Genomic DNA, 25,764 nt, shown 5'->3' with positions numbered 1-25,764 from the left:
ATACTTAGGAGACACTATGGAACTCGCATCATTAATTGCCAACGTACAAGGCTTCACCGTCATCGCAGTTGGCATCATTTTGGGTTTGGGCGCTATCGGTACCGCGATCGGTTTCGGTTTGTTGGGCGGTAAATTTTTGGAAGGCGCGGCACGTCAACCCGAGCTGGTTCCTATGTTGCAGGTCAAAATGTTCATTATCGCCGGTTTGCTTGACGCGGTAACCATGATCGGTGTTGGTCTGGCTCTGATGCTGACTTTCGCCAACCCATTCCTCGCAGCCGTTCAATCTGTCGCGGGCTGATTAGCAAAACAGCGATTCGTCGGAAGAAGGCCAAATGCCTTCTTCGGTTATCCGAATATAAATCGATAGCCGCGTCAGCGGACGGATAGTACGACAACAGCATACGAGGAATGCATCAATGAGCATCAATGCTACTCTGATCGGGCAGATGATCACCTTCACGCTTCTGGTTTGGTTTACCATGAAGTATGTCTGGCCGCCCATCATCGCGGCTCTGGAAGAGCGTAAAGCGAAGATAGCTGAAGGCCTGGCTGCAGCCGAAAAAGGCCAGGAAGAAGTCAAATTGGCTGAAAAGAAAGCCAAAAGCGTTCTTAAAGAGGCCAGGGAACAATCGGCTGAAATAATCAATTTAGCTCAAAAACGCGCCAACGAACTGGTTGAAGAATCCAAGCTTCAAGCTCAAAAAGAAGGCGAACGTTTATTGGAAGCGGCAAAGGCTCAAATCGAGCAGGAAATGCTGCAAGCCAGAGAAAATTTACGCAAAGAAGTGTCTACCTTGGCCTTGCGCGCTGCTGAACAGATTTTGAAAGAAGAAATCGACAAAGCCAAGCATCATGAACTTCTGAGCAGAACCGCGGAACAACTGGGTTAAGCAATGACTGAGTTAGCGACATTAGCAAGACCCTATTCCGAGGCGGCTTTCAAGCTGGCGAAGGAAACCGGGAAGGCCGACGCCTGGTCGGATGCGTTGCGGTTTTTATCGGCGGTGGTTCAGGATTCGGATATGACGGCCATCGTCAAAAATCCCAGGGTTAGCAAGGAAAAAATCAAGCAACTGCTGCTGGATATTTGTCAGGATCGGATCGATACGGAAGCAACCAACCTTCTGAGATTATTGATCGAAAACGGCAAACTGAAACTGCTGCCGACTATCTCGGTTATGTACGAACAATACAAAGCCGATGACGAAGGCTACGTTAATGTTGATCTGTATAGCGCCTTTGCCTTAACCAAAGCCGAACAGAGTAAATATGTCGCAATGCTGGAAAAGCATTTAAACAAAAAGGTCAATGCCGTGGTATCAGTCGATAAATCGTTGATTGGCGGCATACTTGCGAAAGCAGGCGACAAAGTGATTGACGGTTCTGTCAGTGGCCAGCTTCATCAATTAGCCAAAAGGCTCTAAGAGCTAGATCGGGAAAATAAAATGCAATTAAATCCATCTGAAATAAGTGATCTGATCAAGAAGAAGATCGAGAATTTCGACGCCCAAGTTGAGGCGCACTCGGAAGGCACCGTAGTCAGCGTGACCGACGGTATCGTTCGTGTACATGGTCTGTCGGACGCGATGCAGGGCGAAATGCTGGAATTTCCCGGCGGTTCTTACGGCATGGCATTGAACCTGGAGAGAGACTCGGTCGGTGTGGTGATGTTGGGCGCTTACCAACATATCACCGAAGGCGATACCGTCAAATGCACCGGCAGAATTCTGGAAGTACCGGTTGGTACGGCTTTATTGGGCCGGGTGGTCGATGCATTGGGTAATCCAATTGACGGCAAGGGCGCCATCGATACCGACTTGACTTCTCCGATCGAAAAAATTGCGCCCGGCGTTATTGCCAGACAATCGGTCGATCAACCGGTACAAATCGGCTTGAAAGCGATCGACTCGATGATTCCGGTCGGACGCGGTCAACGTGAGTTGATCATCGGCGACCGCCAAACCGGTAAAACAGCCATTGCGGTTGATGCGATCATCAATCAGAAAGGCACCGGTATCAAATGTATTTATGTCGCGATCGGCCAAAAACGTTCTTCGATTGCTAACGTGGTGCGTAAGCTGGAAGAACATGGCGCGATGGAGCACACCATCGTCGTCGTCGCTTCGGCTTCCGAATCCGCCGCGCTGCAATTCATCGCACCGTACACCGGTTGCTCGATGGGCGAATATTTCCGCGACAACGGCCAAGACGCACTGATTATCTATGACGATTTGACCAAGCAAGCTTGGGCCTATCGCCAAATTTCCTTGCTGCTGCGCCGTCCGCCAGGCCGTGAAGCGTATCCGGGTGACGTGTTCTACATCCACTCGCGCTTGCTGGAACGCGCCGCGCGTATCAACGCCGCCGAAGTCGAAAAACTGACCAACGGCAAGGTAAAAGGTCAAACCGGTTCATTGACCGCGCTGCCTATCATCGAAACTCAAGGTGGCGACGTCTCCGCGTTCGTGCCAACCAACGTGATCTCGATCACCGACGGCCAGATCTTCCTGGAAACCGGCTTGTTCAACTCCGGTATCCGTCCCGCTGTCAACGCCGGCTTGTCGGTATCGCGGGTCGGTGGCGCGGCGCAAACCAAGATCATCAAGAAACTGGGCGGCGGTGTTCGTCTGGACTTGGCGCAGTTCCGTGAATTGGCGGCATTTGCCCAGTTTGCATCCGATCTGGATGAAAGCACTCGCAAACAAATCGAGCGTGGCCAACGCGTCACCGAACTGATGAAACAAAACCAATACGCGCCGATGTCGGTCGCGGAAATGGGCGTTTCTCTGTACGCAGCCAACAGCGGCTTCCTGGATAATCTGGAAGTGAAAAAGGTGCGGGATTTCGAAGCGGCGTTGTTGTCGTTTATGAGAACCGAAGAATCCGAATTGATGGCGAAAATCAACGAAAAAGGCGACTTCAGCGACGAAATCCAAAAGGGCATGCACAGTGCCATTGAACGTTTCGTCAAAACAAGTAGCTGGTAAAGGGATAGTCCATGGCTGTTGGCAAAGAAATACGTACCAAGATCGCGAGTATCAAGAATACTCAGAAGATCACCCGCGCCATGGAAATGGTGGCCGCGAGTAAAATGCGTAAAACCAAGGACCGCATGCAGGCCACTCGGCCGTACTCGAAAAAGATTAGCCAGATCATCAAGCATCTGTCACACGCCAATCCCGAGTACAAACATCCGTACATGATTGCGCGCGAAGTCAAACGGGTTGGCATTATTGTGATCAGCTCGGACAGAGGTTTGTGCGGTGGTTTGAATGCTAATCTGTTCAGAAACGTGCTGAATCAGATGCAGCAATGGAGCGGCCGCGCTATCGAAGTCGATGTTTGCACCATTGGTGGCAAAGCGGCTAACTTCTTCAGCAATATCAACGCTAATTTGATCGGACAGGTCAGCAAGCTGGGCGATACGCCGCATCAGGTCGACATAGTCGGCGTGATTAAAGTCATGTTGGATGCCTACACGGCAGGCAGCATCGACCAGTTATACGTGGTCAATAACGAATTCGTTAACACGATGACCCAAAAACCGGTCATGACTCAGTTACTACCGGTGGAAGCCAACGAACTTGAAGAAGATTTAAGCGGCCATTGGGATTATCTGTACGAGCCTGGCGCGAAAGATGTTCTGGATGTTTTACTGCAGCGCTATGTCGAATCCATCGTTTATCAAGGCCTGGTTGAAAACAACGCCTGCGAACAAGCGGCCCGCATGGTGGCCATGAAGAGCGCATCCGATAACGCTGGCAACATCATTAAAGAGTTGCAACTTGTGTACAACAAAGCCCGACAAGCGGCCATTACGCAAGAGATTTCGGAAATCGTTGCCGGAGCCGCGGCCGTTTAATGCATTCACAAGTTTTAGATAGATTTTAATAGAGGACGACACAATGAGTTTGGGTAAAATCGTTCAGATTATTGGAGCGGTGGTAGACGTGGAGTTTCCACGCGATAACCTGCCAAAAGTATATGATGCGCTGAATGTAAAAGGCGGATTGGTGCTGGAAGTTCAACAGCAATTGGGTGACGGCGTGGTTCGTACCATTGCGATGGGTTCGACCGACGGTTTGAGCCGTGGTATCGAAGTCAGCAACACCGGCGACGCGATCAAAGTCCCAGTCGGTCAAGCGACTCTGGGCCGGATCATGAACGTGTTGGGTGAAGCCATCGACGAAAAAGGTCCTATCGGCGAAAAAGAAAAATGGGTCATCCACCGTGATGCGCCTTCCTACGACGAGCAAGCGCCCGCCAACGAACTGTTGGAAACCGGCATCAAGGTTATCGACTTGGTTTGCCCTTTCGCCAAGGGTGGTAAAGTCGGCCTGTTCGGCGGCGCCGGTGTAGGCAAAACCGTTAACATGATGGAGCTGATCCGTAATATCGCGATCGAGCACAGCGGTTTCTCGGTATTCGCCGGTGTCGGTGAACGTACCCGTGAAGGTAACGACTTTTACCACGAAATGACCGATTCTAACGTTATCGACAAGGTATCGCTGGTTTACGGCCAAATGAACGAGCCACCCGGAAACCGTTTACGCGTGGCGTTGACCGGTTTGACCATGGCGGAGTTTTTCCGTGACGAAGGCCGCGACGTACTGTTCTTCGTCGACAACATCTACCGTTACACCCTGGCCGGTACCGAAGTATCGGCGCTGTTGGGCCGTATGCCGTCCGCGGTAGGTTATCAGCCAACGCTGGCCGAAGAGATGGGCGTTCTGCAAGAACGTATCACCTCGACCAAAACCGGTTCCATTACCTCGATCCAAGCGGTCTATGTACCAGCGGACGACTTGACCGACCCGTCGCCGGCTACAACCTTCGCTCACTTGGACGCGACCGTGGTACTGTCTCGCCAAATCGCCGAGTTGGGTATCTATCCTGCGATTGACCCGTTGGACTCAACCAGCCGTCAGTTGGACCCTCTGGTTATCGGTCAGGAACATTACGATACCGCGCGTTCGGTGCAAGGTATCCTGCAACGCTATAAGGAATTGCGCGACATCATCGCGATTCTGGGCATGGACGAGTTGTCGGAAGAAGATAAATTGACCGTGTCTCGCGCCCGTAAGATTCAACGTTTCCTGTCGCAGCCTTTCTTCGTGGCGGAAGTATTCACCGGTTCGCCAGGCAAATATGTTTCATTGAAGGAAACCATTGCCGGATTCAGAGGCATCATTAACGGCGATTACGACAATTTGCCGGAACAAGCGTTTTACATGGTCGGAACCATAGACGAAGCCATTGAAAAAGCCAAAGGCATGTAAGCCGACTCAACAGAGGAGAGTTACTATATGGCCATGACCATTCATGTAGACATCGTCAGCGCCGAGCAGGAAGTATTCTCGGGTCTGGCCGAGATGTTGTTCGCGCCCGCCGAACTGGGTGAAGTGGGTATTGCTCCACGTCACGCCCCGCTGATTACCCGCTTGAAACCGGGTGAAGTGCGGGTAAAAATCAGTGACAAGGAAAGTCAGGAGTTTTATGTCTCCGGTGGTCTGTTGGAAGTTCAGCCGCATCTGGTTACCGTGTTGGCGGATACCGCGATACGCGCCCATGACATCGACGAAGCCCAGGCTTTACAAGCCAAGGCTCGCGCCGAGGAAATGTTGAGCGACAAATCAGGCAAGATAGATTACGCTATTGCCCAGGCGAAACTAGCCGAGGCGGTGATGCAGCTAAAAACGCTGGAAAGATTGAGAAAACGTGGTTCGTAAACAATTAACTTCGTGAATAGCCAAGCCCGATAACGTTAGCGTCATCGGGCTTTTTTGTTTAAAGGAATAAGACATGTCGATAAAAACCATCATTCTGGCCGCCGGTCAGGGCACGCGCATGCGTTCATCCCGTCCCAAGGTGTTGCATGAAATCGCCAACAAGCCATTGTTGCAACACGTCCACGAAACCAGTTTGTCGCTCGACAATAATACGGTCTTCATCATCTACGGCCATGGCGGCGAAACCGTCAAACAGAGCCTGAGCCAATTGGATGCGACTTGGATAGAGCAGAAACAGCAGCTGGGTACTGGGCATGCCGTACAGCAGGCCATACATCACGTCGAAGACGGCGATACCGTGTTGATTTTGTATGGCGACGTTCCGCTACTTAAGGCAAGCACCCTGCAAACGCTGCTGAAAAAAGTCAGCGCGACATCCTTGGCTTTATTGACCGTGACGCTGGATGACCCAACCGGCTACGGACGCATCGTGCGAGACAAGGACCATGCCGTGATCAAAATCGTCGAGCAAAAAGATGCCAATGAAGTGGAATTGCAAATCAGCGAAGGCAATACCGGCATTTTGGCCTGCAAAGGCAAACAGTTGAAAAACTGGCTGTCCCGCTTGAGCAATAACAATGCGCAAAACGAATACTATCTGACCGATATTATCGAGATGGCGGTGGACGATGGTTTGACGATAGAAACGACCCAGGCCGACAGTCAGGATGAAGTATTGGGCGTCAACAATCGCAGCCAACTGGCGCATCTGGAGCGGGTTTACCAACTCCAGCAAGCGGAAATGTTGATGGAAAAAGGCGTGACCTTGCGCGACCCGAATCGGACGGATGTCAGAGGCGAATTTGCCGCTCTGGGCCAGGACATTGATGTCGATATCAACGTAATCTTCGAGGGCGTCAACCGCATCGGCTCGTATGTTAAAATCGGCCCCAATTGCCTGATCAAAAATGCCACGATTGCCGATGGGGTGGAGATACTCGCCAACAGTGTGATTGAAGATGCCGTGGTTGGCGCCGACAGCAGGATCGGGCCGTTCGCCCGCCTCAGGCCGCAAGCCGAATTGGCCGATCATGTGCATATCGGCAATTTCGTCGAAATCAAAAAATCCACGGTAGCCAGTGGCAGCAAAATCAACCATTTGAGCTATATTGGCGACAGCGAAATTGGCAGCAAGGTCAATGTCGGCGCCGGCACCATCACTTGCAATTACGATGGCGTGAATAAATTCAAGACCATCATCGAAGACGGCGCTTTCATCGGTTCCGACACCCAGTTGGTGGCGCCGGTAACGGTCGGCAAAAACGCCACGATAGGTGCCGGATCGACAATCACCAAGGATACGCCGGCGGAGCAACTGACGTTGAGCCGAGTCAAACAGGTTAGCGTCGCAAGCTGGCAACGTCCGGTAAAATTAGCGGAAACTGTTCCAGACAGTTCTCTGCACTCATTACATCCCTGTAAGTCGGAGAAAGAATAATGTGTGGCATAGTCGCGGGCATCGCTCAACGTAACGTGGTGCCGATTTTGATCGAAGGTCTGAAACGGCTGGAATACCGGGGATACGATTCCGCCGGGCTAGCGGTGATTCATCAGGGTGAAATATTCCGCAAACGGGAATTGGGTAAGGTTAAGGGCCTGGAAGCCTTGATCGCCAGTGATCCGATACAAGGCAATGTCGGTATCGCGCACACTCGTTGGGCCACTCATGGCAAACCAAGCACCAGCAATGCCCATCCCCATTTAAGCCAGGATAAAGTGGCGGTGGTGCATAACGGCATCATCGAAAATCACGACAACCTGCGTACCGCGCTGCAACAAAACGGCTACCAGTTCACCTCGGAAACCGATACCGAAGTCGTTGTCCATAAAATCGCCGAGGAACTGAAAACAGCAGATAGTCTGCTGGATGCGGTGAAACGCACCGTCGCCACCCTGCAGGGTGCCTACGCATTGGGCGTGGTGTATTCCGACCAGCCGGATATTTTGATTGCCTGCCGCAAAGGTAGTCCGTTGGTGATAGGGATCGGTATAGGTGAATATTTCATCGCCTCGGATATAGCGGCCCTGCTGCCTGTCACGCAACGTTTTATCTTTCTGGAAGATGGCGACATCGCCGAATTGACCATCAATGGCGCCAGTATTTACGACAAAAACGGCAGCCGAGTGGTGCGTCCAGTCATCGAAAGCCAGCTAAAAGCCGATTCGGTGGATAAGGGCAAATACCGCCACTATATGCTGAAGGAAATTTACGAGCAGGCATGGGCGGTGTCCGAAACCCTGGAAGGGCGTTTCATCGGTAACCGGCTGCAAGACAACGCCTTCGGCCACAATGCGGCGGAAGTGTTTGACCAAGTCAAATCCATCCAGATCCTGGCCTGCGGTACCAGCTATCACGCGGGCCTGGTGGCGCGCTACTGGTTTGAAAAACTGGCCAGGGTTCCTTGCTCGATCGAAGTTGCCAGCGAATTCAGATACCGCAATCCGGTCATTGCAGCGGATACCTTGGTGGTGACGATTTCCCAATCCGGTGAAACCGCCGATACCCTGGCAGCACTGCAAGAAGCCAAAAGACTGGGTGTCAAGCATTCACTGGTGATCTGTAACGCCCCCGAAAGTTCGCTGGTCAGAGAGTCCGATTTAGTGATGATGACCCGCGCAGGTCCGGAAATCGGGGTAGCATCGACCAAAGCCTTCACTACCCAATTAGTAGCATTGCTGATGCTGGTGATTGCGGTCGGACGTAGGTTTGCGTTGACCAAGGAATTGGAGGAAACCATCGTTTCCGAGTTGTTCGGTTTGCCGGGCGCCATTGAGCAAACCTTGAAACTGGATTCGGCGATTGAAATCCTGGCGCAACGCTTTGCCGACAAGCAGAACGCCTTGTTTCTGGGCCGTGGCACTCATTATCCGATTGCGATGGAAGGGGCGTTGAAGCTGAAGGAAATTTCCTATATTCATGCCGAAGCCTATCCCGCCGGGGAATTGAAACATGGCCCGTTGGCGCTGATCGATGCGGAAATGCCGGTGGTGACCGTGGCACCGAATAACAGTTTGTTGGAAAAACTCAAATCCAACATCCAGGAAGTCAGTGCCCGTGGCGGCCAGTTGATTGTATTCATGGACGAAGCCTTGGATGAGTCTAGCGACGAAAACGTGTTCGTGTTGAAAATGCCCAGCGTCGCCAACATCATTTCGCCTATTGTTTACACCATACCGCTGCAACTGCTGTCGTATCACGTGGCGGTATTGAAAGGAACCGATGTCGACCAACCGCGCAATTTGGCAAAATCGGTGACCGTGGAATAACGTTGGCAATGAACATCTCGTTTGAAATCGTACCCAGAAGCCTGGAGGCTTTTGACGAACAATATGCCTTCGTGGAAAAGCTGGATGACGGCATCAACATCATCAATGTGCCGGACATTCAGCGCTTCGATACCCGTAGCTGGGAGTTGGCTACCCGTATCGATCGCAGTAAATTCCGCTTTATTCCGCATTTTCGCGCGATCGATTTTAAAATCGATGGCGGCGAGCTGTTCCGCATTATCGAGGAATACCGGCTGGATAGCGTGTTACTGGTGTCCGGCGATCCGCCGGAAGGCTTGAAGCGGGCTTATTACAATACCGACGTGGTCGATTTGATCCGGGCGGTGCGCCAATATTTCCCCAAGCTGGCTATCTACGCCGGCTTCGATCCGCACCGGCAAGGATTGCAGGATGAATGCGACTATACCCAACGCAAGGCCGATGCCGGCGCCACCGGCTTTTTCTCCCAGCCTTTCTACGACAAACGTTTGATCGAAATCTACGCCGAACACATGCACGGTCTGGAAACCTATATCGGTATCAGCCCGATCACCACCCAGGCTTCGAAGAATTACTGGGAAGTCAAAAACAAGGTCAGGTTTCCCAAGAGTTTCCGGCCGGATTACGACTGGAACGTCGAATTTGCCAATCAGGTAATCGCCTCGGCGGCGGCCAGCGGTTTGAATGTGTATTTCATGCCGATTCGGATTGATTTGGAGAGGTATTTTGGGGGGATTAGGTTGGGTATGTAAGGGCGGATGCCATTAGGCGATCCGCCGGAGAAATGGCGGAGACAAACATCCCGGTTGAACCGGGAGAGTCCCCAGCTTACAGGTTGTTTTTTATCAAGCGTTGAGCGTGGATTTGTGTCTAGTTAACCCTACAAATCCCATGAGCCCTGAGAGAAACAGCCACGCAGCCGCTGGGATAGGAACAGCTGTGAGCTGTATCGAGCCATCGGCCGCCGATAAAAGGGAAAAGCCACCACCGGCAACATCTTGCCCCAGTACACTAGTGATACCGGTCAGCAAGTCCGGATTGCTTAGATTGATTGAAAAAAGTGCAGAGCCACCGTTAATGGTGTTGGGAGAAAAGACATCCGTGCCCGAGAGCTGTAATTCCAATTGTGAAACACCCAAGCCGGATGTCAAGTCAATAAATGCTGAACCACCGGTAATCGTACCCGATAATATAGCATCACCATCATCAAAGCCGGTATCGGATGTAAAACTGTAATTCGAGGTTGGATCGAAATACACATTGACTTCACCAGACGTATAATTTATGTTTGATAAATTTCCGACATTTGAATAAGTGCCGCTAAACGATGCGGTTGCGGTTACCTCGAATCCGGCGCCAGTTCCGGAAATATCAAGTCCCGGAACGTTAATGCCGATATTGTTCAAAAAATGCCCACTAACCAGGGTTTGATAATAACCATTAAAGGTGCTGCCGCTGGTTAGCTGAATTAGAGTAACACCGGCCCCAAAGTCATATGTATCAAACGGTCCAACAGTTGGTTCCGTACCAAGTGCACTTGGCGCTTGGGAATAATCCACACTGCCTACCCAAGGTACGCTAGCAAATGCGGAAGGTGCCATTAAACTCAATCCTAAAGCTAAGCAAATGCTTGGTTTTATGAAAGCTTGTTTACTCATGTCGTATTCTCCAAATAAAAAAAATCTATGTTCCTTCAGCCATTTTGGTAGATCTTAAAATTGCAACAAATCAATTTGAAGAACCAGGCAGTAATGTCCCTTGCTATACATAATAAATATTTGATTATACTGAGTCTGTGTGGTAGCACACTTAAGATGGAAATGCTCTTATTAATCGTTCCCACGTTCTACGTGGAAATGCAGCCTTAGACGCGCTGCGTCGTCCTGTAAAATTATGATTCGCTATCGCGGCCTGATCTAATATCGGTTCCCGCCTAGCGGAAGCCAACGGCGTACGACGTGCGAGCGCCTGGACGGCGCGAGTCAGAACCCCGGATCCACGATGTATCCTTGCATCGCCCCTAACGGGCTGATCCCGTCAAAAGCTTCGGTGCTCGGCGCGGCAAACGGGATTAACCCCGTCCCGCTAGAAAAATAAAGTAAGGTAGGTTACGTTGCCGCGATAGCGGTTACGTGACATGTCATCTGTAAAATAGTGTGTCGTCATGCCCGCGGGACTCGGGCATCCAGAGCCATGGACGGTGGCGGTTGGATGAAGCCAGCCATAATCGATTTTAATACAGTGGGTCCATGGATATTCAGCAATTAAACCGTGATTTTAGTATTGCAAACCAGCTTGAAATAATTTCAGGCCAGGGCGGCTTGCCCATGATTAAAATCGACAATGGCAGCGCCAGGGCCTTGATTTCGGTGTATGGGGCGCAAGTGTTGTCGTATCAGCGGTTGGATCAAAACGAGGATATGTTATTTTTGAGCCAACAATCCGAGTATGCCGAGGGCAAGGCTATTCGCGGCGGCATTCCGGTGTGTTGGCCCTGGTTCGGGCCGGACCCCAAGGGTTTGCAGCGCCCCAATCATGGTTTCGTTCGTAATCACTTTTGGCAGCTAGCGAAAACGGAAGCAATCAGCGAGGCCGAAACCAAGGTCAGCCTGCTGTTCAACGAAAGCTTTAAAAAAGAAAATACTTGGCGGCAGGCGTTTATGTTGATGCTGGAGATTAGCGTCGGTCCCAGCTTGCAATTAAAGCTGACGACATATAATACCGGCGATAAGCCTTTCTCGATTACCCAGGCTTTTCATAGTTATTTTCGGATCGGCCATATCAAGCGTGTGAAGGTTTTAGGGCTGGAGGATTGCGAGTATTTCGATAAATTGGATCATGGCACCCAAAAATCTCAAAATGGCGCCATCACGGTTACCAGGGAAGTCGATCGGGTCTACACCAACGCGCTAAAGGATTTGATTATCGTGGATTCAGTGTTCAAGCGCCGGATTCGGGTTAGCTCTCCCGACACCAGCACGGCAGTAGTCTGGAATCCCTGGGCCAAAACCATCAAAAAAATGCCGGATTTAGCCCCCATCGCTTACCAGCAATTTATTTGCGTAGAGGTGGGAAATATAGCGTTCGACCTGATTCAGATTCAACCGGGCAGCCAGTATAGCCTGCAAGCCGATTACAGTTTGCTGCCTGATTTAACCGATTGAGGCTTGGGAAGGAGGCTCCGGCGGGCGGCGACGCGCTGATGATGGTCTTTTTAACTCACGCATTCGGGTATAAGATAGAAACAGACAGATGACCGCTTCAACCCAAGCCTATCCTAATAAACAGCCCTGTTTTGAAACGAATACAAACCCAGATGTGGAGCTAGCAAAATGAGTTTTATTGAAATCTATTTTAATAGTTCGCTACAGAACTCGGTTGAAATCGAGAGTAACTCCGCGACTATCGGCCGGGCCGGCTATAACCCCATTCAAATAGATAATAAAGGCGTTTCATTGCTGCATGCCGCTATTACACAACAAAATAAAGAATGGTTTATCGAGGATTTAAATAGCACCAATGGCACCTATTTAAATGGAGTGAAGATAGAGGGTAAGCAGAAACTAAAATTCGGCGACACCATCAGTATTTGCAAGCATGATTTGAAGTTTGTCAACGAACGCGGCCATGGCGGACAAGCGCAGAATATTCACCAAAGCGACGACAGTGACAGGACGATGATGGTCGGCAACAGCCAGCCCGCCGCCGGCACGCAAAAGGCTAGTAATTGTTATTTATTGGTGCATGGCGAAAAACGCAATATCAATAAGTTATTACTGAATCGGGATTACTATTCCATCGGTAAGAGTAAGCATAGCGACCTGTGCGTCGGCGGCTGGTTTACCCCGAAACTGGTGGCCGAGATTTCACGTATCGGCAATAGTTATTATCTGTTTCCGAGAAAGAATAAACTGGTCAAACTGAATGGCCGCGAGTTAAGTTCACAAATCAAGTTGAGTAATGACGACAGTATCACCATCAAAAATCTGTTATTGAAGTTTATGGAAGAATAACTCCTATTGGCAGATCAAAATAACCGAGATATTGTCGGTGCCGCCATTTTGGTTGGCGATGTCTATCAACTCCTGGGTCTTTTCCTCGATATTTTCTCGGCAAAGATTTTTCAAAATATCGGCTATCAGGTCATCCTCGACCAAATCGGTCAAGCCGTCCGAACACAGCAGGAAACTATCGTTGGCTTCGATAGCGATAATTTGAATATCCGGCTTCACTTCGGGCTTGGGGCCTATGCCTTGGTATATGACGTTCGAGCCCGGAGCTTCGCCGATTCGGCCATTGTCGAGCCAATTTTGATAAGCCGAATGGTCCTTGGTCAGTTGCGTCAAGGTCTGGTTTCGCCAGCGGTAAAGCCGGCTGTCGCCGAGGTGAAACACGTGCATGTTAGCCGACGTATCACTGAATTTACAGCCGACCAGCGTCGTGCCCATGCCGTTGCCATCGGCCATTTGCGCATCCTGGTTATAGCGGTAAATGGTTTGGTTGGTTTCAATCAGAATGTCCGCAATAATTTGGCCATCGGTTTCGAGCGCCTGGTAAGGGTCGGAAGAGCCGGCTCGATTCAGGAGGCCGATGATTTTTTGCCAAAAGCCGGTTTGAACCGGTTTGTTGGGCGCCGGCGGTAAATAACGTTCGAGTAGCTGGTTGATTAACTGGGTCGCTTCGGCGCTGGCCCTGTCGCCGTATTGGTGGCCGCCCATGCCATCGGCCAGTAACACTATTCCGGCATCGTCGTTGATCAGGATGGTGTCTTCATTATGCGCGCGGCGCTGACCGCAATCGGTTTTGCCGCAAACATAATATCGATTGAAAACCTGGGCTATCGCCATAATAGTTACCTGCCTCGGATGTCGAGTTTTGCCTGGATGGCGCGCGTCTCAAGTCTATCCTGTTACGGCGCGCCACGGCCGCTTAAAAGAACAGTTCGCGCATTTTCAGTCCCGGACGCTCGGCGCGCATGAAGGCTTCGCCGACCAGGAAGCTATAAATGCCGTTGTCCTGCATCAATTTGACGTCTGCCGGGGTGTGGATGCCGCTTTCGGTAACGATCAGTTTGTCGGCGGGAATGGTGTTTTTCAAGTCCAGCGTGGTTTGCAGCGACACTTCAAAAGTGCGCAGATTACGGTTGTTGATGCCGATCATGTTGGTATTCAGCTTTAATGCCCGCTCCAGTTCGGCCGCGTCGTGTACTTCCACCAATACATCCAGTCCCAGTCCGGTGGCGGTGTCGGCCAGTTCCTTCAACAGGGCATCGTCCAAGGCGGCGACGATCAGCAAGATGCAATCGGCGCCCAGTGCGCGGGATTCGTGAATTTGATAAGGATCGATCATAAAGTCCTTGCGAATCACCGGAAGCGGACATTTATCCCGTACCATTTGCAGATTGGCTTCGGAGCCCTGGAAAAATTCCTTGTCGGTCAACACCGACAAGCAACTGGCGCCGTTCATCGCATAATCCACCGCAATCTCGACTGGTCTGAAATCTTCCCGAATCACGCCCTGGCTGGGCGAGGCTTTCTTGATTTCGGCGATGATGGCCGGTTTTTGGGCATCGGCTTTGCCGCGCAAGGCCTGATAAAAACCGCGCGGGCCTTGCACGCTGCCGGCGATTTCCTGCAGCATCGAGAGCGGCGTGTTGGCCTTGCGGCGAGCGACTTCTTCGGCTTTCTTGGCAAGGATGGTTTTTAGGATGTCGGGAGTATCTGTCATGTTTTTATGTTCGATTTAGTGAGGTGTCGCTATCGCGACTGATTATATTTTAAGTCGGTTCGCGCACCGACAGGCGCGATACTTTTCTTTGCTTGTCCAAAGAAAAGTATCCAAAAGAAAAGACACCCCAATGCCGCATATTTCCTGCGCTCCAACGGTTTCGAACTGGTTTTTTCGAAGGGGCATCCCTGCCCCTGCGAAAAAAGCGATGCATCCCTGCGTCGCCCCTGTCGGGCAATGCCGTTCGAAACCGCCGGTGCTCGGCGCGGCAACAGGGGAGAAAACCGTTTCAGATCGGTAGGTCCGATTAGCGAAGCGTAATCGGACGCATGTCAGCGAATGTTAATCATCCCCTGCTACCGTCAAATCCAAATCATCACCCCAATTTTCCGGATAAATTCCCTTTTCAACATACTGATGAAAACTGGAATACGGCCAATCAATGACTCTTTTGACAATCGCATGTTTAACCGGATTGATATGAACATAATCCACATGGCGTTCAAAGTCGGCTTCATCCCGTAGCGAATGCTCCCAAAAATGCCGTTGCCATATTCCACGTTCGTTCGCGGCTTTACGCACATCCGACCGATACTCTGTTTTCGGTATCACTCGCGAAACCCCGCTTTTAATCAATCGCCAGCGTTTGCTGAAATTCGCATCGCCCGGCGGCAATGTCCAAACCGCAGGCATGTGTTCCGGCAACACCACCCAGGCGTCGATTTTAAACGGATACCGTTCTCTTACCGCGCGCACGGTTTTGCGCAATAAATCGTTGTTTTTTCGTTCCAGCAAATTCACCGTAAAAAACCATGTTCCACCTGGGACAAATGCGCATCGGTAATTGGGCATGGATTTTAAAATTTCGGGATTATGAGTTTATACATGCGTCCGATTACGCTCCGCTAATCGGACCTACGGTCCTAAAAAATAATCCAACAACTTATATTCGCCCAACGAGTTTTTCCCCTTTTGCCGCGCCGAGCACCGGAGGGTTTGAGCGGAATTGCCCTTTAGGGGCGATGCAGGGAGGCATCGCGTTTTCGGAGGGCTATGGATAGCCCTTCCGAAAACCCCGTTCAAAGCCTTCGGAGCGCAGGATCAAAGCGGCATTGGGGTGTCTTTTCTTTTGGATACTTTTCTTTGGACAAGCAAAGAAAAGTATCTCGGCTGTCGGGCCGAGACCCGACTTCTAAAAGACCCTATCGCGATAGCGATACAAAACTAAAAACTACGTTGCCCGAGAATATTCTATCAACGCCTCAAACTTCCCTAACGCAGTCCCATCAACCAACACCTCATGCGCCCGTTTCACCCCAGACGCCAACGAATCGGCCAAATCGGCCGCATAAATCGCCGCGCCGGCGTTCAAGGCCACGATGTCTCGCGCCGGGCCAGGTTGATTATTCAACACCTGGCGGATAATTTCCAGGCTGGACCGCGCATCAGTTACCGCCAAACTGGCCAGATCGGCGCGTTGCAAGCCAAATTGCTCGGGCGTGACGCGGTAGCTGGTCACCTCGCCGTTTTTCAATTCGGCCACATCGGTCGTCGCGGCGATGCTGATCTCATCCAGGCCGTCCTCGGCATGCACAACCAGTACATGGCGGCTGCCGAGTTGTTTCAGCACTTCGGCCACCGGTACCAGCCATTGTTTGTCGAATACGCCGATCAATTGATGCGGGGCATTGGCCGGGTTGGACATCGGGCCGATCAGATTGAACAGGGTTCTGACCCCCATTTCCTTGCGGGCATTGACCGTATGGCGCACCGCGCTGTGATGTTTGGCGGCAAATAAAAAGCCGACGCCGATTCGATTGACACAGTCGGCGACTTGTTCGGCCGGCATATCCAGGTTGATGCCGGCGGCTTCCAGTACGTCCGCGCTGCCGCAACTGCTGGAAACCGAACGATTACCGTGCTTGGCGACCTTGCCGCCGGCCGCCGCCACGACAAAGGCCGCCGTGGTGGAAATGTTAAAAGTGTTGGCGCCGTCGCCTCCGGTACCGCAGGTATCGATCACATGCTCGCCGGTCACGGGAACGTGCCGCACCAATTCGCGCAGCACGCCGACCGCTGCGGCGATTTCCTCTATGGTTTCGCCCTTGCAGCGCAAGGCAATCAGGAATCCGGCGATTTGAGCGTCGCTCAATTCGCCGTTCATCATCGCCCGCATCACCGCGCGCATTTCATCGCCGCTAAGGTTTTGCTGGTCGAGCAGTTTTTGCAGTGTGGTCTGGATTTGCATCGGTTTTAAATCGGGCGCATCAAGTGATTGGTCGGGACGGTTACGCTAATCTGGCTAATAGAATTTATTGACCGGCTTTATGCTCGGAAAACACCTGCACATTGCCGGCGCTATCGAACGACACCACATCATAATTATCCTGCCGGCCGCCCATTTCCATGCCGGGGCTACCCATCGGCATGCCGGGCGCGGAAATACCGACCACTTTGGGTTTGGTTTGCAGCAGTTTTTGGATGTCGGCGGCGGGCACGTGGCCTTCGATCACATAGCCATCGACAATGGCGGTATGGCAGGACGCCAATTTTTCCGGCACGCCGTATTTTTGCTTGATCGCCTGCATGTCGTCGCTGACGATGTCCTTGATCGCAAAATGATTTTGGCTGACATGTTCTATCCATTTGCCGCAGCAACCGCAGGTTGGGCTGCGATAAACGGTCATTTCCCGGTCGACCGCTTCCTCGGCCGTAGTCGTCATGCTCGTCGCCAGCAGTATAGTGCTAACCATCATTTTCAAGCGTTTCATAAAATACCCCCGTATCGGCTTTTCAAACAGAGCATATTGTACGCTGCCGGGGCGGGTAATGCACAAAGCCCTATTCGCCGTTCAGGGTCAACAGCAGCGCGCGGCCGCCGCCGTGGTTGCGGTGTTCACATATATAGATGCCTTGCCAGGTGCCCAGATTGGGGCGGCCGTTGCTGACGGGAATGGTTAGGTTGCAACCGAGGATGCTGCTTTTCAGATGCGCCGGCATGTCGTCGTCACCTTCGTCCAGATGCCGGTAATAAGGCTGATTTTCCGGCACGGCGCGATTGAAATAGCTCTCGAAATCCTGCCGCACGGTCGGATCGGCGTTTTCGTTAATCGTCAGCGAGGCCGAGGTATGCTTGATGAATACCTGTAACAGGCCGATTTTGACCGCGCGCAGTTCCGGTAACTGGGAGAGGATTTCATCGGTGACCAGATGAAAGCCACGGTTTTTCGGTTTGAGGCGTATTTCCTTTTGAATCCACATGGGCGGCTCAACAATCTAAATTAAAGGTTGGAGGGATGAAGAAACCTGTTTATCGGCTGGCGGCAAGATAGTAGTCGATCAGGATTTTCGCGGCGGCATTGGCATTGCGCATGGTATCGGCGCGTCTTTGGATTTGCTCGCCGACGATAGCGCCGGAGATTAAGGTCGTTAATTGTGTCGCCAGCAGCTCGGCGTCGGTGATGCCGGCTTGCGTTGCCAGATCGGCCAACAGCTTGCGGAAGTCGGTGTAAAACTCGGCGGCGGCCTGTTGCACCGGGTTATTTTCGGCGGCAAATTCGGCGGCGGCATTGATGAACGGGCAACCGCGAAATTCCGGCGTGTTCAGTAGCGACTGAAACACGTCGAATACCGCCAGCAGTTTTTGCCTAGGATCACCGGCGCTGTTTTCGATACCATTTTGGATGTGCTTCAGCATGGCGGCTCGGCTTTTGCGCAAATGCGCCAGCACTAGATCGTCCTTCGATGGAAAGTATTTATATAGGCTCATCTTGGTGGTGCCGGCCGCCTTGACGATCGCATCGACACCGGTAGTTTTGATGCCCTGGCTGTAAAACAGCTGGGAGGCTGTCTGCAAAATATGTTCTTGAAGATTACGCGTCATAAAAAACAGGAATAAATAAACTTGCAACTATACAGACCGGTATGTATTATTTCAACATACCGACCGGTCGGTATAGGTGTAACATTTAGTAACTCACGGAGATAACATCATGATCACACTGTACGGTATTGCCATCAGCAACTATTACAACAAAGTTAAATTCGCCCTGTTGGAGAAAAGCATCGCTTTTGCCGAAGAAGATTTGGCACCGGTTCAAACTGATGCCGTATTAAAGCGCTCACCGTTGGGCAAAATACCGTTTATTAAGACCGAGGACGGTTATTTGTCCGAGTCGCAAGCCATTCTGGAATATCTGGAAGAAGCCTTTCCGGAAAATCCGCTCTATCCGGCCGATGTTTTCCAGCGTGGCAAATGCCGTGAGTTCATCCAGCATATCGAATTGAATGTCGAGCTGATTGCCCGCCGCATCTATTCCGAGGCCATTTTCGGCGGCACGGTATCGCAGGAAACCAAGGACGAAGTGAGGACCAAGGTCGAAGCCGGTTTGGCTGGTTTGGCTCGGTTGATGGCATTATCGCCGTATGCCTTGGGCGACCATTTCAGTGCCGCCGACATCGTGGCTTGGCCGCATCTGCAATTGGTGTCGTTCGCCACCCAACAAATTTACGGCAAGAACTTGGTGGCCGAGCACATTCCTGGTATCGATGCCTATATGCAGTTGATAGAAAGCCGTCCCCATGCGCAACAGGTCGGCAAGGATAGAGCTGCGGCCTTGGAAGCATTTTTTAAGAACAGGTAAGCAAGGGGTGTAGGGAGTGAGACGCTACGACGTTCACGGCAACAACCGTGGGCCAGCGCTCCATGCACTAGCCATGGTCTGTGAGCCGCCCAAGTTTCGCTATCTTGGGCCGATTTTGGGAGAACGGCAGCTGGGATGGCTCGATAGGCTCAATGCCGATTAATCGGGGCGGGGTCGCTCGCGCCAGTCGGTTTTGCCTAGGCCGAAGCGGTCGATTTTTTTGTATAGGGTGGTGCGGGTAATGCCCAGTTGTTTGGCGGCCAGGGAAATATTGCCGGCGCAGGCCTGCAGGCTGGTTTTGATGCCTTGGATCTCCCATTCTTCCAAGGTCATGGCTTTGCCGTTCAGTCGTTGCTCAAATAAAGCGGGCGCATGACCCTGTTGGGTCATGTCGCTGGCTTGGGTGGTTTTTTCCAGTTCTTCGACAAAATCCAGCGGCAGATCGCCGGGCGTTATCAAAGCATCTCCGGCTGTGTAGAGCGTGGCTCGGATCACATTGATCAACTGCCGAATGTTGCCGGGCCAGGGATGTTGTTCGATCAGGGTGATCACGCTGGGGCAAATGCTGATGGATTCCGCATGCGGCAGATTGGCCAGTTCGCGCTGTAGAATATGATGAATGATGGCTTGCTTGTCCTCGCGCTCGCGTAGCGGTAGTAAATGGATTTGAGCGCCGTTGAGCCGGTAATACAAGTCGCGGCGGAAGCGGCCGGCTTCGACCGCCTCCAGCAAGGGAACGTTGGTGGCGGCTACGATCTGCACGTCGACTCGAATTGGTTTGCTGCCACCGACCGGAGTAAACTCCGATGTTTCCAAGACTCGTAATAGCGTCGTTTGCAAATCCAAACTCATGTCGCCGATTTCGTCCAGAAACAGTATGCCCTTGTCGGCCAGCAAAAATTTGCCGGGTTTGCCGGCGTTGCGAGCGCCGGTGAAACTGCCGGCTTCGTAGCCGAATAATTCGCTTTCGATCAAGTCATGCGGGATCGAGGCGCAATTGATGGCTATCAAGGTTTGATGGCGGCGCGGGCCGGCGTTTTTGATCAGGTTGACGAAGTGATCCTTACCGACGCCGGATTCGCCGGTGATTAGGATCGGGATCTTATGGTTCTGCAGTTTGACGGCCTTATCGATTAACGCAGTCAACGCTTCTGACATTGCCGATTCGTTGTGTTGCGGCGGTTTCTTCGCCAGGCGGAAGGGGATTTTTTCCAACACCCGCGCCTGTGCCAGCGGATTTTGGGTCAGGGGTAGATTGGTGTTGAGTAGTACGCACAGCAAATGCAGAAAGGCAAACAGTGAATTCATGCATTCCTGGCGATCGCTGATCAAGCCGATTACCGCTATCAGGTTGCCGTCTTGATCCAGCAAGGGATAGCCGACCGTGGTAAAGGGATGCAGCAGGCTCAGAAAATGTTCCATGCCTTGAAACGCAATCGGTTTTTTCAGTTGCGCGGCGGTACCGATGCCATTGTTGCCTAAAACGGCTTCGCTCCAGCGGCTGTTTTGTTGGTGGAGACAGGTCATGAACGGGCTCGGAAACGGATTTTCGCCTAACACTTGCAACAGGCTGCCGTCGGTGTCGGTCAGCACCAACATGACGCCGGCTTCTTTCAGAAAAATATGAAACTGATGACCCAAGTGCGCCAGCAGATTAACCACGTCTTGTGCCTTATGGCTGGCCTTGGCCGGTTCCGCCGCATCGCGAAGATGTTCCCAGCAGGCGTAATTGCCTAACGGCAGTTGATAGTCTTCCAGACAGCGGCGCCAGGATTCCGAAACTTCGGGCCTGACCCAGTCGGCATGATCGGGAACGCAGCGGGATTGAATCATCCAGCGCCAGGCTTGAACCGGACGATCGATTTCATAAGCAAGTGAACGCTTAAACGCAACGGCTTCCTGGATGATTTTAACGTTGTGGGGCAGATGTAGGGCAATATCCATTTTTCCTCTTTATTTTGGCGCGCGGCAATAGTTTCGGCGCAAAACATAAACATAAAAAACAGTGACTTAGCTGTTTTGATGAATGTGCAGTCAAAATAACAAATTCCGAAAAAGAGGCAATGCGACATAACGTCACATTGCCTTATTCTATTGCGGAATAAAGGACTATTGAACTTTCGGTGAGGGGTGTTGCTGAGGAAATTACATTCTTGGGTCTTCGCGGGTGGCGGCGGCCCATTCCGGTGAATAGCCATCCATAATGCTCAGGTCGGGTATCTCCATCACCACCGACTCGGTGGCCATCAGGGTGGTGATGACGCTGACCGCATTACGCAATGCCAGACGCGTGACTTTGACCGGATCGATAATGCCGATCTCCAGAAAATGGCCGTAGCGTTGGTGTTGGATATCGAAAGCCTGCCGACGATCCGATTCCGCGTCAAGTCTGGCGAGAACCGTTTCGCCACTCAACCCGGAGTTGGCCAGCAATTGTTGCAACGGCGCGGCGAGAGCCTGACGCATGATCGCTATGCCTTGCTGTTGTTCGGCGTTTTCGGCGATCACTTCGGCGATGGCCGGCAGGCAGTTGTACAGCCCTACGCCGCCGCCCGGCAGCACGCCTTCTTCCAGCGCGGCCTTGGCCGACATATAGGCGTTTTCGATCCGCACCAGGCGTTCCTTGATTTCGACATCGGTAATCCCGCCGACCTGAAAATGGCCTACTTTGCCGGCCAGCATCGCGATGCGCTCTTCCAGTTCGTCGATGTCGTGCCGGTTGCCGGTGGCCGAACCTTGACCGGGTTTTTGCGCGCGTATGGCCTCGGCTTGCTGGCGAAGCGACCGGCTGAGTTGGCGGATGCGCGCTTGGTCACCGATACCGCCGATGATGGTGGTTTGTTCGGCGGTAATTACCGCGCGGCGGGCCTGGCCGAGTTGGGCCAACGTGACTCGTTCGAGCTGGTCTCCGCGCCCTTCGTGCAAGGCCTGGCCGCCGGTCAGCAAGGCCAAGTCGTTGAGCCGGTTGAGGCGTTTGTCGCCAAATCCAGGCGGCTTGATTGCCACCACGTTGAACACGCCGCGAATGTGATTCAGCAGCAAGCCGGTCAAGGCCTGATCATGGACGTTTTCCGCGATAATCAACAGTGGCCGGTTTTGGTCGGCGACTTGTTCCAGGATGGGGACCAAGTTCATCAAGTCAGTGATTTCCCGGTCGTAAAGCAGGATGTAGGGATGATCCAGCACCGCTTCGTTACGGGTTTTGTCGGTGACGAAGTACGGCGACAGATAACCTTGGCCGAAATGGATGCCTTCGACGATGTCCAGTTGATCCTGTAACGCGCTACCTAATTGAAAACTCAGGGTTCCATCGGCCCCTAGTTCAGCCAAGGCCCGAGCCAGCAATTGTCCCACTCCAGGTTCGGACTTGGTGGCGACGGCGGCGATTTTCTCGATCCAGTCGGCGGTGACGCCGGTGACGGCTTGTCTGTGCAGATGCTGCTCGACCAAGGTCAACGCCAGATCTAGGCCTTTTTTCAGCTCCAGCGGATGAAAGCCGGCCGCCACGCTTTTCAGGCATTCGCTGGCGATGATGCGGGCCAGCACGATGGCGGTGGTAGTGCCGTCGCCGACTTGCCTGGATACGGAACCGGCCACGTCGCGCAGCATGCGTCCTCCCAGATCGGCTATTCGGTCTTCCTGGATAATGGCGTTGGCGACGGTGACGCCATCGCGGGTGAAAATCGGCGCGATACCATCGGTCCGGTGCTGAATCAGGACGGCCGGTCCGGCACTGCCCAGCGTAACGCTGGCGGCGCGGGCGACGGTGTTCATGCCATGCATGATGCGTTGCCGTGCTTCGGGGTTATAGATGATTTGTTTGCTCATGGTGATGTCGTCTGCGGTTATTGGGGCAAAACTAGTGATATGGAATTCCCCCTCTTTGAAAAAAGAGGGGCTAGGGGAGATTTTTTAAATGAATCCCCTCTCGATCTCCCGTGTTGAAGGGGAATAAATCCAGATAACTAGTTCGCCAAAAAGTTAGGTTCGGTCTTTCATCAACGCTTGGCCGGCCTTGGCGCGTGACTGTCGGGCTCGTTTCAGCCGTAGCCAGATCCAGGTCAACTTTTTATCATTATGGTCGAGCGCCAGTTTGAAGGCCTCCTCCTCCTCGGCCGGCATGCGTTTTTGCCAGAATTCCAGCAGTTCGGCCACGCGCTCCTGGCCCAGTTTGTCTGTCAGCCTTCGTTCTTCGGCAACCAGATGGCGTATGCTTTGTTCCAGTTCCTTAACCATTTGGATGATAAAGTCCTGATCTTCGGATCTCATGCGACTCAGGCGGCGCTAGGTAAAAATTTTTCCAGATAGATCTTGTTTTGCGGTATGCCAACATCGGCGCAAACGGCGTAGGTGGCATCGACCATGCCAGGCGGTCCGCATAAGTACAGGTCCGGTTTGACGCCGGTTCCCCGCAGGTCGCGCCGCAATACATCGACCACGCTGCCTTTTTCGCCGCTCCAATTGTCGCTGGCTTTCCAGACGCAAATCCGTACCGACAAAGTTGGCATTTGGGCTTGCTGACGTTGTAATTCCTCGGCGTAAAACACCTCTTCCTCGGTATTGACGCCGAAATAAATGACACAAGGCTGAGGTTCTTCCCATTCGTGCATGCGCCGGACCATGGACAATATAGGTGCCAGGCCGGTACCCCCTGCCACGAAATAGCGCGGGGTGAAGCCGTTTTCCTTCAGCCCGAAAATACCCAAGGGACCGGTGACGTTGAGCTTTTGTCCGATATAGGCGTCGTTTTGCAGATAACTGGAGAATTTGCCGTTGTCGACGATCCTAATCAGAAATTCCAGCTCGCCGCGATTGTTGGCGGTATTGGCCGGCGAATAAGACCGGAAAATATCGGTGCCGGGAATTTCCAGGTTGTAATATTGGCCTGAATCCAGCTTGATCTGTTGGTTGTCGCCGAGCTTATGTAAGCGCAGTTTCATCACATTGCAGGACACTTTGCTCAGTTCGGCTACTTCGGCTTCGAAGCCGAGATCGTCCGGCGAAAACGAAATGCGGTCGTAGGTATAGGGCACTTCGATTTCGACATCGCTGGTCGGATAGCAACGGCAAAGCAAGACATAGCCTTCCTCTTCTTCCTCGGGCGGCAAGGCTTGCACGCTGACTTTACCCATTTCGTAGTCGCCTTCGGTGCAAAATCCCTTGCAGGTGGCGCAACCGCCTTCCCGGCAAGAAGTCATCAGGTAAATATCCTGGCGCAAGCTGGCGCTGACAATGTCTTCGTCTTCATTACAGTCGAAGCAGACTGTTTCGCCATCCTCGGTGGTGATTTTGACTTGATGGGCGTTCACCTTAATTCTCCTTGTCGCTGACTTTGGGCGGCGATGTTGAAAAATGCCAAGACATGCTTGACGGCGTGCCGCGATGCATCCAGCGTTAATGAACAGCCTTCCTGCACCAGTTTGTTGTCGCGATAGATGGTCCAGCGCCACATGAATTCCAGGTCTTCGCTGAATGCCGTGTAGGAAGAGTCATCGTATAACTTGGTGATGTTGGCGTTTTCGCCGGGAAAGGCTGGCGGTGGGGACGATTTAATAGTTGAAAATAAATCCATCATGCTGAATCTGTCGGTTTAATGATTGATGATTTGATGTTACGCAACAGCTTGGCATTGGGCGGCTAAACCGTCCGCAAGCCTGAATATCGTGGCTTATTCGGATGACCGAACTCGCATTGTTTGCCCATGCGTCACACCGGTTTAACGTTAAAAGTGAGCGCCGCGCATTTCGCGCGGCGCTCTAACATGCCCTACCGACTCCCCCGCATACATTAAAAGAGTCGGCACCGAGACAAGTTACGGACGGTTACTGCAAGGTAAGCACTTTAACGCCGCGAACCTTGCGCAACTCAGTCAACGGTAAGTCGTAATAGCCGATGTTTCTGAGCTCCATCAATTTGGTGCCGAGGATACGGTCGGTATCCATGAACACATTGACCGGCATTATGGGTGGCTTGAAGGCTTGCCGGAAACCGATATGAATCCGTTCGGCCTCGTATTTGTCGGTGCAAGCCGCCATTTTTTTTAGCACCTCGTCGGCTTGTTTTTGTGCATCGCCGCCGCTGGCGCATTGGTTGAGAATCTGTGCGTCGTTGAACTCATGGTGTTTCAACAGCGCTACTTTTTCTTCCAGTTTGCATTCGATCCAGCCCCAATCGAGTTCAAGATCATAGCTGTCACGAAGCGGTGTGGTGTATTTGCGGCGAAAATCGCCCAACATTTCAACGCCCTTGGCCAGCGTGTTAAGGGCGCCGATTTTTTTGATCCATTCATCGCGTACCGGATTGTCATGAATTTTGTAATTTGCCATGCTTAACTC

At 52.2% G+C, this 25,764-nt stretch carries 27 protein-coding genes; 13 read left to right on the top strand and 14 right to left on the bottom strand.

What is annotated here, in order from left to right:
* Positions 1 to 16: 16 nt before the first annotated feature.
* The 10 genes from atpE to IVG45_RS15920 all read left to right on the top strand — a co-directional run bounded on the left by atpE (position 17) and on the right by IVG45_RS15920 (position 9,811).
* The gene (gene atpE, locus IVG45_RS15965) at positions 17 to 301 is read left to right on the top strand and encodes a F0F1 ATP synthase subunit C (protein WP_196434789.1); all 285 of its coding nucleotides are present in this window, start codon (positions 17 to 19) and stop codon (positions 299 to 301) included.
* A gap of 118 nt (positions 302 to 419) precedes the next feature.
* Entirely contained in the window at positions 420 to 893 is a 474-nt protein-coding gene (locus tag IVG45_RS15960) for a F0F1 ATP synthase subunit B (RefSeq protein WP_196434788.1), read from the top strand.
* A gap of 3 nt (positions 894 to 896) precedes the next feature.
* Positions 897 to 1,427: a F0F1 ATP synthase subunit delta gene (locus IVG45_RS15955; protein WP_196434787.1), complete on the top strand. Its 531-nt coding sequence runs from the start codon at positions 897 to 899 to the stop codon at positions 1,425 to 1,427.
* Positions 1,428 to 1,448: 21 nt separating this feature from the next.
* On the top strand, positions 1,449 to 2,990 hold the full coding sequence (gene atpA, locus IVG45_RS15950) for a F0F1 ATP synthase subunit alpha (RefSeq protein WP_196434786.1): 1,542 nt from the start codon (positions 1,449 to 1,451) through the stop codon (positions 2,988 to 2,990).
* Positions 2,991 to 3,001: 11 nt separating this feature from the next.
* Positions 3,002 to 3,865: a F0F1 ATP synthase subunit gamma gene (atpG, locus tag IVG45_RS15945; protein WP_196434785.1), complete on the top strand. Its 864-nt coding sequence runs from the start codon at positions 3,002 to 3,004 to the stop codon at positions 3,863 to 3,865.
* A gap of 43 nt (positions 3,866 to 3,908) precedes the next feature.
* Complete coding sequence (atpD, locus tag IVG45_RS15940) at positions 3,909 to 5,282, top strand: F0F1 ATP synthase subunit beta (protein WP_196434784.1); 1,374 nt, start codon at positions 3,909 to 3,911, stop codon at positions 5,280 to 5,282.
* Between the two features lie 27 nt (positions 5,283 to 5,309).
* Positions 5,310 to 5,732 (top strand): F0F1 ATP synthase subunit epsilon, encoded by a 423-nt coding sequence (locus IVG45_RS15935; RefSeq protein WP_196434783.1) that lies wholly within the window; start codon positions 5,310 to 5,312, stop codon positions 5,730 to 5,732.
* 73 nt (positions 5,733 to 5,805) lie between these two features.
* Positions 5,806 to 7,230, top strand: a complete 1,425-nt coding sequence (gene glmU, locus IVG45_RS15930; RefSeq protein ID WP_196434782.1) for a bifunctional UDP-N-acetylglucosamine diphosphorylase/glucosamine-1-phosphate N-acetyltransferase GlmU — start codon at positions 5,806 to 5,808, stop codon at positions 7,228 to 7,230.
* Entirely contained in the window at positions 7,230 to 9,059 is a 1,830-nt protein-coding gene (gene glmS / locus IVG45_RS15925; RefSeq protein WP_196434781.1) for a glutamine--fructose-6-phosphate transaminase (isomerizing), read from the top strand. Before glmU ends, glmS begins: the two co-directional genes overlap by 1 nt.
* Before the next feature lie 8 nt (positions 9,060 to 9,067).
* Entirely contained in the window at positions 9,068 to 9,811 is a 744-nt protein-coding gene (locus tag IVG45_RS15920; protein WP_196434780.1) for a methylenetetrahydrofolate reductase, read from the top strand.
* Positions 9,812 to 9,904: 93 nt separating this feature from the next.
* Here IVG45_RS15920 and pepA read toward each other — a convergent pair whose 3' ends face one another.
* Positions 9,905 to 10,717 (bottom strand): flocculation-associated PEP-CTERM protein PepA, encoded by an 813-nt coding sequence (gene pepA / locus IVG45_RS15915; protein WP_196434779.1) that lies wholly within the window; start codon positions 10,715 to 10,717, stop codon positions 9,905 to 9,907.
* A 669-nt stretch (positions 10,718 to 11,386) separates the two neighbouring features.
* Between pepA and IVG45_RS15910 the strand changes: the two genes are divergently transcribed.
* Together IVG45_RS15910 and IVG45_RS15905 are read left to right on the top strand one after the other, a co-directional pair.
* Positions 11,387 to 12,223, top strand: a complete 837-nt coding sequence (locus IVG45_RS15910; protein ID WP_230874615.1) for a D-hexose-6-phosphate mutarotase — start codon at positions 11,387 to 11,389, stop codon at positions 12,221 to 12,223.
* Between the two features lie 168 nt (positions 12,224 to 12,391).
* Complete coding sequence (locus IVG45_RS15905; RefSeq protein WP_196434777.1) at positions 12,392 to 13,072, top strand: FHA domain-containing protein; 681 nt, start codon at positions 12,392 to 12,394, stop codon at positions 13,070 to 13,072.
* Between the two features lie 3 nt (positions 13,073 to 13,075).
* Here the strand turns inward: IVG45_RS15905 and IVG45_RS15900 are convergent, their stop codons facing one another.
* The 7 genes from IVG45_RS15900 to IVG45_RS15870 all read right to left on the bottom strand — a co-directional run bounded on the left by IVG45_RS15900 (position 13,076) and on the right by IVG45_RS15870 (position 18,669).
* Complete coding sequence (locus IVG45_RS15900) at positions 13,076 to 13,906, bottom strand: PP2C family protein-serine/threonine phosphatase (protein ID WP_196434776.1); 831 nt, start codon at positions 13,904 to 13,906, stop codon at positions 13,076 to 13,078.
* An 82-nt stretch (positions 13,907 to 13,988) separates the two neighbouring features.
* On the bottom strand, positions 13,989 to 14,786 hold the full coding sequence (gene trpC, locus IVG45_RS15895) for an indole-3-glycerol phosphate synthase TrpC (protein ID WP_196434775.1): 798 nt from the start codon (positions 14,784 to 14,786) through the stop codon (positions 13,989 to 13,991).
* A gap of 342 nt (positions 14,787 to 15,128) precedes the next feature.
* Positions 15,129 to 15,638: an REP-associated tyrosine transposase gene (locus tag IVG45_RS15890; protein WP_196434774.1), complete on the bottom strand. Its 510-nt coding sequence runs from the start codon at positions 15,636 to 15,638 to the stop codon at positions 15,129 to 15,131.
* 379 nt (positions 15,639 to 16,017) lie between these two features.
* Positions 16,018 to 17,034, bottom strand: coding sequence for an anthranilate phosphoribosyltransferase (trpD, locus tag IVG45_RS15885; protein ID WP_196434773.1), 1,017 nt, complete (start codon positions 17,032 to 17,034; stop codon positions 16,018 to 16,020).
* Positions 17,035 to 17,098: 64 nt separating this feature from the next.
* A complete protein-coding gene (locus IVG45_RS15880; RefSeq protein ID WP_196434772.1) occupies positions 17,099 to 17,557 on the bottom strand; it encodes a DUF411 domain-containing protein in 459 nt (152 codons plus the stop codon).
* 70 nt (positions 17,558 to 17,627) lie between these two features.
* On the bottom strand, positions 17,628 to 18,047 hold the full coding sequence (locus IVG45_RS15875; RefSeq protein WP_196434771.1) for a secondary thiamine-phosphate synthase enzyme YjbQ: 420 nt from the start codon (positions 18,045 to 18,047) through the stop codon (positions 17,628 to 17,630).
* A 49-nt stretch (positions 18,048 to 18,096) separates the two neighbouring features.
* Entirely contained in the window at positions 18,097 to 18,669 is a 573-nt protein-coding gene (locus tag IVG45_RS15870; RefSeq protein ID WP_196434770.1) for a TetR/AcrR family transcriptional regulator, read from the bottom strand.
* Positions 18,670 to 18,778: 109 nt separating this feature from the next.
* Between IVG45_RS15870 and IVG45_RS15865 the strand changes: the two genes are divergently transcribed.
* Positions 18,779 to 19,429 carry a glutathione S-transferase family protein gene (locus IVG45_RS15865; RefSeq protein ID WP_196434769.1) on the top strand — a complete coding sequence of 217 codons (651 nt, stop codon included), beginning with the start codon at positions 18,779 to 18,781 and terminating at the stop codon, positions 19,427 to 19,429.
* Between the two features lie 159 nt (positions 19,430 to 19,588).
* Here the strand turns inward: IVG45_RS15865 and IVG45_RS15860 are convergent, their stop codons facing one another.
* From IVG45_RS15860 to mmoZ, 6 genes are all read right to left on the bottom strand, one after another.
* The gene (locus IVG45_RS15860; protein WP_196434768.1) at positions 19,589 to 21,373 is read right to left on the bottom strand and encodes a sigma-54-dependent Fis family transcriptional regulator; all 1,785 of its coding nucleotides are present in this window, start codon (positions 21,371 to 21,373) and stop codon (positions 19,589 to 19,591) included.
* A gap of 201 nt (positions 21,374 to 21,574) precedes the next feature.
* Positions 21,575 to 23,257: a chaperonin GroEL gene (gene groEL / locus IVG45_RS15855; protein WP_196434767.1), complete on the bottom strand. Its 1,683-nt coding sequence runs from the start codon at positions 23,255 to 23,257 to the stop codon at positions 21,575 to 21,577.
* 153 nt (positions 23,258 to 23,410) lie between these two features.
* Entirely contained in the window at positions 23,411 to 23,698 is a 288-nt protein-coding gene (locus IVG45_RS15850; RefSeq protein WP_196434766.1) for a hypothetical protein, read from the bottom strand.
* 5 nt (positions 23,699 to 23,703) lie between these two features.
* A complete protein-coding gene (gene mmoC / locus IVG45_RS15845) occupies positions 23,704 to 24,738 on the bottom strand; it encodes an aromatic/alkene monooxygenase hydroxylase FAD-binding subunit MmoC (RefSeq protein WP_196434765.1) in 1,035 nt (344 codons plus the stop codon).
* Entirely contained in the window at positions 24,735 to 25,004 is a 270-nt protein-coding gene (gene mmoD / locus IVG45_RS15840; protein WP_230874614.1) for a soluble methane monooxygenase-binding protein MmoD, read from the bottom strand. The genes mmoC and mmoD overlap by 4 nt, the downstream gene beginning before the upstream one ends.
* 247 nt (positions 25,005 to 25,251) lie before the next feature.
* Positions 25,252 to 25,755: an aromatic/alkene monooxygenase hydroxylase subunit gamma gene (gene mmoZ, locus IVG45_RS15835; RefSeq protein WP_196434764.1), complete on the bottom strand. Its 504-nt coding sequence runs from the start codon at positions 25,753 to 25,755 to the stop codon at positions 25,252 to 25,254.
* Positions 25,756 to 25,764: the final 9 nt, after the last annotated feature.

The organism is Methylomonas sp. LL1 (assembly GCF_015711015.1).
Taxonomy (GTDB): Bacteria; Pseudomonadota; Gammaproteobacteria; order Methylococcales; family Methylomonadaceae; genus Methylomonas.
Note: the sequence above shows the minus strand (reverse complement) of the source record. Positions and strands in the feature narration are given on the sequence as shown.

Bases quoted from the DNA above. Each gene is read 5' to 3' on its own strand.
- atpE (WP_196434789.1), top strand. From the start codon at position 17: ATGGAACTCGCATCATTAATTGCCAACGTACAAGGCTTCACCGTCATC.
- IVG45_RS15960 (WP_196434788.1), top strand. From the start codon at position 420: ATGAGCATCAATGCTACTCTGATCGGGCAGATGATCACCTTCACGCTT.
- IVG45_RS15955 (WP_196434787.1), top strand. From the start codon at position 897: ATGACTGAGTTAGCGACATTAGCAAGACCCTATTCCGAGGCGGCTTTC.
- atpA (WP_196434786.1), top strand. From the start codon at position 1,449: ATGCAATTAAATCCATCTGAAATAAGTGATCTGATCAAGAAGAAGATC.
- atpG (WP_196434785.1), top strand. From the start codon at position 3,002: ATGGCTGTTGGCAAAGAAATACGTACCAAGATCGCGAGTATCAAGAAT.
- atpD (WP_196434784.1), top strand. From the start codon at position 3,909: ATGAGTTTGGGTAAAATCGTTCAGATTATTGGAGCGGTGGTAGACGTG.
- IVG45_RS15935 (WP_196434783.1), top strand. From the start codon at position 5,310: ATGGCCATGACCATTCATGTAGACATCGTCAGCGCCGAGCAGGAAGTA.
- glmU (WP_196434782.1), top strand. From the start codon at position 5,806: ATGTCGATAAAAACCATCATTCTGGCCGCCGGTCAGGGCACGCGCATG.
- glmS (WP_196434781.1), top strand. From the start codon at position 7,230: ATGTGTGGCATAGTCGCGGGCATCGCTCAACGTAACGTGGTGCCGATT.
- IVG45_RS15920 (WP_196434780.1), top strand. From the start codon at position 9,068: ATGAACATCTCGTTTGAAATCGTACCCAGAAGCCTGGAGGCTTTTGAC.
- pepA (WP_196434779.1), bottom strand. From the start codon at position 10,717: ATGAGTAAACAAGCTTTCATAAAACCAAGCATTTGCTTAGCTTTAGGA.
- IVG45_RS15910 (WP_230874615.1), top strand. From the start codon at position 11,387: ATGATTAAAATCGACAATGGCAGCGCCAGGGCCTTGATTTCGGTGTAT.
- IVG45_RS15905 (WP_196434777.1), top strand. From the start codon at position 12,392: ATGAGTTTTATTGAAATCTATTTTAATAGTTCGCTACAGAACTCGGTT.
- IVG45_RS15900 (WP_196434776.1), bottom strand. From the start codon at position 13,906: ATGGCGATAGCCCAGGTTTTCAATCGATATTATGTTTGCGGCAAAACC.
- trpC (WP_196434775.1), bottom strand. From the start codon at position 14,786: ATGACAGATACTCCCGACATCCTAAAAACCATCCTTGCCAAGAAAGCC.
- IVG45_RS15890 (WP_196434774.1), bottom strand. From the start codon at position 15,638: ATGCCCAATTACCGATGCGCATTTGTCCCAGGTGGAACATGGTTTTTT.
- trpD (WP_196434773.1), bottom strand. From the start codon at position 17,034: ATGCAAATCCAGACCACACTGCAAAAACTGCTCGACCAGCAAAACCTT.
- IVG45_RS15880 (WP_196434772.1), bottom strand. From the start codon at position 17,557: ATGAAACGCTTGAAAATGATGGTTAGCACTATACTGCTGGCGACGAGC.
- IVG45_RS15875 (WP_196434771.1), bottom strand. From the start codon at position 18,047: ATGTGGATTCAAAAGGAAATACGCCTCAAACCGAAAAACCGTGGCTTT.
- IVG45_RS15870 (WP_196434770.1), bottom strand. From the start codon at position 18,669: ATGACGCGTAATCTTCAAGAACATATTTTGCAGACAGCCTCCCAGCTG.
- IVG45_RS15865 (WP_196434769.1), top strand. From the start codon at position 18,779: ATGATCACACTGTACGGTATTGCCATCAGCAACTATTACAACAAAGTT.
- IVG45_RS15860 (WP_196434768.1), bottom strand. From the start codon at position 21,373: ATGGATATTGCCCTACATCTGCCCCACAACGTTAAAATCATCCAGGAA.
- groEL (WP_196434767.1), bottom strand. From the start codon at position 23,257: ATGAGCAAACAAATCATCTATAACCCCGAAGCACGGCAACGCATCATG.
- IVG45_RS15850 (WP_196434766.1), bottom strand. From the start codon at position 23,698: ATGAGATCCGAAGATCAGGACTTTATCATCCAAATGGTTAAGGAACTG.
- mmoD (WP_230874614.1), bottom strand. From the start codon at position 25,004: ATGATGGATTTATTTTCAACTATTAAATCGTCCCCACCGCCAGCCTTT.
- mmoZ (WP_196434764.1), bottom strand. From the start codon at position 25,755: ATGGCAAATTACAAAATTCATGACAATCCGGTACGCGATGAATGGATC.